The organism is Paenibacillus tengchongensis (assembly GCF_008973665.1).
Classification (GTDB): Bacteria; Bacillota; Bacilli; order Paenibacillales; family Paenibacillaceae; genus Paenibacillus_AQ; species Paenibacillus_AQ tengchongensis.
In genome coordinates, this window is sequence record NZ_WACP01000065.1 from 1 (window position 1) to 610 (window position 610).

Genomic DNA, 610 nt, shown 5'->3' on the forward strand with positions numbered 1-610 from the left:
TACCACTCCATGGCAATGTGCTCTGGCAAGTGCTCATCGGAATAATTCTCATTGCGAAAACGCGGCCCGAGGTCATACACTTTCTCAAACCCAGCACCAATCAGGCGCTTCAGCGGCAACTCGTGAGAAATGCGCAAGTAAAACTGCTGGTCGTCCAACGCGTCCATATGCGTCACAAACGGGTTAGCATCAGCACCGCCAGTCGTATGCTCCAACACCGGCACATTGACCTCAGTAAAGCCGTGGCTATTCAGATAATCACGCGTCGCCTGCCAAAACTTGCTGCGACGAATAAACCGCTGACGCACCTCTGGATTGACATTCATATCGACATAGCGGCGACGGAAACGCTCTTCTTTGTTTTCCAATTTCTCCGGCATCGGCCGCAGCGACTTAGTCAGTAAGCGCAACTCACGCACGCCAACCGACTCCTCGCCAGTCTGTGTCGTCGTCATCACTCCGCGCGCCTCGACAAAGTCGCCCGTATCCAAAAGTTTCAGCTGTTTTATGCCCAGCACACCGCGGCCAGCGTCCAGCTTCGCCACATCGTCGCGCTGCAAATATAGTTGTACCTCGCCGCTCCCGTCGCGCAGTTTGATGAACGCTAGCT

General features: G+C 54.6%; 1 protein-coding gene. It reads right to left on the reverse strand.

Translation table 11 applies throughout. The features are described from left to right. A partial coding sequence (locus F1381_RS27930; RefSeq protein ID WP_246188227.1) for an amino acid--tRNA ligase-related protein occupies positions 1-610 on the reverse strand: 610 nt, incomplete at both ends.